Source organism: Flavihumibacter sp. CACIAM 22H1, assembly GCF_001601815.1.
Taxonomy (GTDB): Bacteria; Bacteroidota; Bacteroidia; order Chitinophagales; family Chitinophagaceae; genus Flavihumibacter.
The window spans coordinates 13,492-19,558 of record NZ_LUKG01000085.1 but is presented as its reverse complement, the minus strand read 5'-3'; the positions used below and the strand labels follow the sequence as shown (position 1 = coordinate 19,558).

Annotated in this window: 7 protein-coding genes; 1 reads left to right on the top strand and 6 read right to left on the bottom strand. The window is 46.2% G+C overall.

Translation table 11 applies throughout. The features are described from left to right. Positions 1 to 537: 4Fe-4S double cluster binding domain-containing protein (locus A1D16_RS18250; RefSeq protein ID WP_290712175.1), on the top strand; the 537-nt coding region annotated here is incomplete at its 5' end. On the opposite strand, the gene A1D16_RS18245 is transcribed toward A1D16_RS18250, so the two are convergent. From A1D16_RS18245 to sppA, 6 genes are all read right to left on the bottom strand, one after another. Next, the gene (locus tag A1D16_RS18245) at positions 534 to 1,781 is read right to left on the bottom strand and encodes a hypothetical protein (protein ID WP_290712173.1); all 1,248 of its coding nucleotides are present in this window, start codon (positions 1,779 to 1,781) and stop codon (positions 534 to 536) included. The genes A1D16_RS18250 and A1D16_RS18245 overlap by 4 nt on opposite strands. A 6-nt stretch (positions 1,782 to 1,787) precedes the next feature. After that, complete coding sequence (locus tag A1D16_RS18240; protein WP_290712171.1) at positions 1,788 to 3,206, bottom strand: outer membrane beta-barrel protein; 1,419 nt, start codon at positions 3,204 to 3,206, stop codon at positions 1,788 to 1,790. Beyond that, positions 3,193 to 3,765, bottom strand: coding sequence for an RNA polymerase sigma factor (locus A1D16_RS18235; RefSeq protein ID WP_290712169.1), 573 nt, complete (start codon positions 3,763 to 3,765; stop codon positions 3,193 to 3,195). Before A1D16_RS18235 ends, A1D16_RS18240 begins: the two co-directional genes overlap by 14 nt. Before the next feature lie 213 nt (positions 3,766 to 3,978). Then, complete coding sequence (locus A1D16_RS18230; RefSeq protein ID WP_290712167.1) at positions 3,979 to 4,467, bottom strand: DUF2911 domain-containing protein; 489 nt, start codon at positions 4,465 to 4,467, stop codon at positions 3,979 to 3,981. An 18-nt stretch (positions 4,468 to 4,485) separates the two neighbouring features. Next, entirely contained in the window at positions 4,486 to 4,941 is a 456-nt protein-coding gene (locus A1D16_RS18225) for a hypothetical protein (protein WP_290712165.1), read from the bottom strand. Positions 4,942 to 4,958: 17 nt separating this feature from the next. Further along, a partial coding sequence (gene sppA / locus A1D16_RS18220) for a signal peptide peptidase SppA (protein WP_290712163.1) occupies positions 4,959 to 6,067 on the bottom strand: 1,109 nt, incomplete at its 5' end.

Here is a 6,067-nt window from a genome sequence, read left to right as displayed (position 1 = left end):
GTATTGGAACGAGCCTGGGCCAGGGAAACGGGCCTGGGTTGGATCGGGAAAAACGGAAACCTAATTACCCGCCAGAATGGTTCATTTTTCTTTATTGCCACCCTCATAACCGATCTGGAGGCAGACCAATACGACGATCCCTACGCCAAAGATTATTGTGGTACCTGTACCAAATGTATTGATGCCTGTCCAACTGAAGCCATTGAACCGGACCGGGTCATTAATGGCAGTAAATGTATATCCTATTTTACCATTGAGTTAAAAGAAGAATTGATTCCGGCCGCCGAAAAAGGCCGGTTTGAGAATTGGTTGTTTGGTTGTGATATTTGCCAGGATGTTTGTCCCTGGAATCGCTTTTCCACGCCCTCTAAAGAAGAGCAGTTTACCCCTATTCCCGAGTTGTTTCAACTAAAGCCGGCCGATTGGGAGGCAATGGGTGAAGAGAAATTCAGGAAACTATTCCGCAACTCTCCGCTCAAACGGACGAAGTACAAAGGCATAATCAGAAATCTGCGGTTCCTGGAACTGCCGGGTTAAGCCGCATACTTATACAAACTCAACAATTCCAGTTTTCCATCTGCTTTGATGCGGAATTGATACAGCCCGTCTCTGCCGACCACCAGTGCCAGGTTTCCATTTATGAGGATATCAAATGCGTCTGCAATATCCAGGTGTTGTTTGAGTTGTATGGAAGATTTGTTGGTTCCATCATACACTTTCAGACCTGCACTACCATCACATACATAAATATCATCCCCATTTATTCCCAGCCCGTGCGGATTGCTCATGGGAAAGGATTTTACCAGGGTGGGCTGCATTACATTACTAACATTTAAGATATCGAGCTGATTGAGTACACCGGCACAGAAATTACCGGTACGGAGGGTAACATAGGCGTATTGATCATCCCCAACTACGGGGTCGCAGGCAGTGGCATGTTGAAATGAGCCAAGGAGCTGGGGTTGAGCCGGGTTTTGAATGTCAGCAATATACATACCGTTAGAAGACCCTATGAATAATTTATCGTTGAAGGGATACACAGTTTCAATACCCCAGCCCAATAGAAGATCGCCCTGCAATGCGGGCGCAAATTCAGAAAGGATCGAATAACTTTTAAGCATGGCGGTATTTACCAGGAATAGGTTTTCATTTACAATGGTTAAACGAGCCATCGAACCGCCTTTGCCAACGGGGGTTTTGGAACTACCGGAATATAATTGGGCAAAGGAACAGGTCGGGCAGTTGGCGCCTGGAACATCAACCCATACATCTTCAACACTAACGGTCGTATCTTTCTTAATCCAGTCAATAATTACCTGGTCGGGCTGCAGGTAATATCCATTCACATAGGTGCGGTCGGGGAAAGCCTGGGGGATTACTTCTTTCAATACGGGACTCAATGGATTACTGATATCCAGCACCAGCAGATCCGTAAACAAATCTGCATACAGTGCATTGCCTTTAACCGCGATGTCTAAATTACCCGGTAATTCAATAAAGGCTTTGGGCTGTGGATTGGAAGTATTGGTATTATCGATGATATGAATACCTCTTGCCGGATCGCTCATAAAGATCCAGTTTCCGTAGATATAAATCTTTCCGCTTTCTTTAACGGGGTGGGCTGCCACGGCCTTGATATTTGCCAGCACAGCTGCTTTGGAAGCAAACACAGGTTTTTGCAGGGTATAGGTTCTGGTTACTTTGTCTTTAAAGCAGGCAGATAACAACAGGCAGCAAAAAGCAGTAAGGAAAATTTTCCCTTTTGTCATAAGCAGATTCATATCATATTATTTTGAAGTACCTAATAATAAACGCGCATTAAAACCAACGGTTAGCAGACGTTTGCTATCAGCTGTTCTGTCTATGTTTCGCAGCTGATAATTTAAATAGGGACCAACGGATAAACTCCAGGTTTTACCAGGGAAAAGCCGGTATTGAAAACTTGTTTGTGCGCTGGTTTGAAATTTATTCACCAGGTCGTTGTTCTTATAATACGCACCGGCTGTTTCATCATAATGCAGGGCATCAGTACTTAACAGATAACCCAGTACAATTCCATTATTCCAGGATAATCTTTTCTGCGCATCCAGTGCCCATCCAATTTCCAGCGGCAACTGCAGGTAATGATAGGTGTTATAATAGGTTTTGCCATTATTACCTACGCCAGTATAAGCAGCTATTCCCTGAATCGCCTGCATTCTGAAATTGGAATTCATGGCGCTGCTGTCAATTTTTCTTCCTACCTCAATTCGGTTGGAGAAAAATGCATATTGCAAGCCAGTAATGAAGCTGGTTTTTCGTCCGATCGGGCGGCTAACGGCTATACTTGCCTGGAAAGAGGGGCCGGGTTTAACATCAGACGGAGTTGGATCGGCGGCCACGGCCGTGCCTGGAGCCTGCAAGGCATTTCCTGCAGCCATGTATTCGAACCGGGGCGCATAGGACGTAGCCAACCCTTCCCGCATAGATCCACTGCCTCCCCCTACCTGTAGTGCGAGGTTCCAGGGCGCTTGTTTTTTTGTTGGCTGTTCGGGAGTTGATGCCAGTAAAGCGGCGTCCAATTTGGTATCTCCTTCTTTTGCATCAGTTGGCTCCACCGTTCCTGAACCAGGTTTTTCCAGTGCCATCGCCATCAGTTTTCCCTGCAATACGGCTTCTTCAGTAGCTTTCCAGTCTTTAGCGCCAGCAGTTTGCTGCTCCCTTAAAACAAGCAGCTGTTCTTTGGTAGTGGTGGCAGGCCTGGCTTTTTTACCTGTCCGGGTGTTGCTGCCGGAAAGGGCCGATTGCTGCCCGTGTAATTGAATAGTTTCCTGTTTGGTAATCAAAGATCCGGAAGTAGAAGTAGAAGTAGCTTCATGCGATATAGTTGGTTTATTTAATGGTGTGGATTCCTGGGTACTAGTTGCAGCTTGTGCAGGTAAGGAAGGGCTGGTATGAGCTGGTGCCTGCTGTGCCTGCTGTGATTGCTGTGCCTGCTGTGCCTGCTGCGAAGAGGACGTTCCCTGCTGCAATACAGATGGACCGAAAAACCACAGAGAAAGGCCACCGGCTACCATGGCAGCTGCCAGCCAGATCCAGGCTGCGCCCCTTTTTCTATCCTTTTCCTTTAATTGCGCGGCAACCCGTTCCCATACTTCCGGGGAAGGCTCCAGGCGAAGTTCATTTGCCTTTCGCTGAACGGATTTATCAAATTCACGATCGGGCATAGTGGGTTGATTTAATTGATTCGGATTCTTTTTGCAGCCAATTCATCAACAGGCTGCGGGCTCTTGCATATTGTGACCTCGAAGTTCCTTCATGGATTCCGAGCATAGAACTAATTTCAACATGGGTGTACCCCTCAATAGCGTGCAGGTTAAAAATTGTTTGATAACCAGGCGGCAATTGCCTGACCAGGTCAGCCAGTTGTTTGGCATCAAGGCTCACTTCAGGATTGTCGGGTGATACCGGGTGCAAATAACCGGGCTGTTCGGTACTAAAGGATAAATCGTATTGGTAACGGCTGTTTTTCTTAAGATAATTAATAGCAGTGGTAACCATTATCCTTCGGATCCAGGCGCCCAGGTCACCTTCACCCCGGAACTGAGCCAGGTAATGAAACACTTTCACAAACCCTTCCTGCAATACATCTTCTGCATCACTCATCGATTTGGTATACCGGTAACAGACCCCCAACATCTGGGCAGCAAACAGCTCGTACAGTGCTTTTTGCGCTGCAGCTTTCCCTTTTAGGCAATCCCTCACCAGTTGGTGTTCATTGGTCATATCCGTGTAATAGTCTGACAAGGTACTGTTCGCAATCGTTGCACCCTTGTTAAAACTATTTTACCCGTTTAATGGGCTGGCAGAAAGGTTGCAATAAAGGATAACCGGCACTTGCACCCAACCTGCAATAAACTGAAAATCAATATAAAAATTAAAGCCTCCCGGGTAGGGAGGCTTTAAAAAGGTAGTTGGAAATCATTTTCCAGGAATAGTTCAGGAAACAGGCACTGCCACCTGCGTGGTGTCCCATTCCATAATCAATTTCCCTCCATCCAACTTGATGGTGAAATTTTCCACCGCTCCGGATGTTTTACCGACAGGAACGTTTATTTTCAAAACATCTTTATCCTTGTGTTTGTCGTATTCGTACGCGCCCCATTGTTTTAACTGGCTGTTCAGAATAATTGTCCACTCGGTAGCATTAGGAATTACAAATAAAGTATAGGTTCCGGCTTTAACTGCCTGTCCACCTAGGCTCCCGTCTTTTTTAAAAGTAATTTCTGTTGCTTCATCCGCCCCTGCCCTCCAAACTTTTCCATAAGGAACCAGTGAACCGAAAATATCCCGTCCCTTTTTAGCCGGACGGCCATAGGTAACACTTACATTTCCCGAATTAACGGTTTCATGCGGGCTTTTACGATTTTGTGCACAGGCAGGAAGTAAGAAACTAACGGCTACCAGTGCAAGAAGTAAGGATTTCATATGATTCTTTTATTAAAATTAAGGATTCGATTCCACAAGCCGTTTTAAATTTGCGAGGCTTTCCTCCATAACAGGGCCCATTTGTTTATCGTAGATGATACTGCCCAGCTTCTCCCAGGGATACCAGGCCAGTTTCACGTCAAAATACCACTGAACCGTAAGAATTCCGGGCTTAACCTGGTAAACGGCATAATTACTTGACAGTTTTTTATCACCCGTTACCCATTGTGCACTTATCACTGAATCACCGGGCAAAACAGCCTGAACGGTTATTTGCCGCGTGCTGTCCTGCATCCAAAGATTCCAGCTTTTCCATTGGTTCATATCCTGTAAATAAGGCAGTAGTTTGCTCTTCTCGGCCTGAACATCCACCGCCCTAGAAATTCTGACGGTGGAGGGAATAAGGCTGGTAAATGCAGTCAATAACAGGAAGAATGCAACAAAACTGATGGCAATTAACTTTATAAAACGCATTGTAATGAGGGCCGCCTTTAGTTAAACTTTAATCGATACGGAAGTTTTGCCTGTGCTTTTCCCAAAGTGGCTTCCAATGATTTCCACTCTTCATAGAGTTGATACAAATCTGCACCCAGCTCCTTTTTAAGCGTTTTAGTGGAAATATTCTGTGAATAGGTACCGGTCAGTTTTTCCAGCCAATTGGTGCGTTCGGGGAACTGCCGGATCCTGTAGCTCTCCAGTTTCGCCAAGCTGGCAGCTGCTTCCATGGCTGTTTCCATACCTCCTATACGGTCGGCCAGCCCGAGTTTGATAGCCTGGCTGCCTGTCCAGATTCTTCCCTGCCCAATACTGTCTACGGCCGCTATGCTCATTTTTCGTCCGGCTGCTACCCTGCTTAAAAAGGTTTGATAAATACTATCAACTCCTTCCTGCAGGTATTTTTTCTGCAATGGAGTAAGCGGGCTGGTAACCGACGGAGAATTGGCGTAGGGCCCCGTTGCAACGCCATCAAACGTAACCCCCAATTTATCGGAGAAAAACTCCTGAAAATTAGGCACAATGGAAAAGACGCCGATTGACCCGGTGATGGTATTGGGCAATACAAAAATACTATCTGCATTGCAGGCCATATAGTATCCTCCGGAGGCGGCTACATTTCCAAAGCTTACCACCACCGGTTTATCTTTTTTTGCCAATTCAATTTCACGCCACATATTTTCACTGGCCATGGCGCTTCCCCCTCCAGAGTTAATGCGTATAACAATGGCTTTGGTTTTATCATCGAGGCGGGCTTTGCGTATATAGGACCGGAACTTATTTCCACCCACCTGTTCTTCACTGCCCTCCCCATCAACAATATCGCCTTCGGCATAAATAACGCTGATACGATCTGTTCCCTGGCCGTTGAGCGCCGACACCGCTTCGGCGTACTTGGGTAATGAAACAAACTTTATTTTCTCGATGGATGCTGCGCCTATTTTACGTTTGATTTCTTCTTTCACTTCGTCTTCATAGCGGAACCCGTCCAGTAAGCCAGCACGTACTGCATCTTCAGCCGTGCGAAGGCGATTGCTATCTGCCAATTGTCTGAGCTCCTCCACGCTAATTTTACGGCTTTGAGAAGTGGTTTGAAGAAGATGAC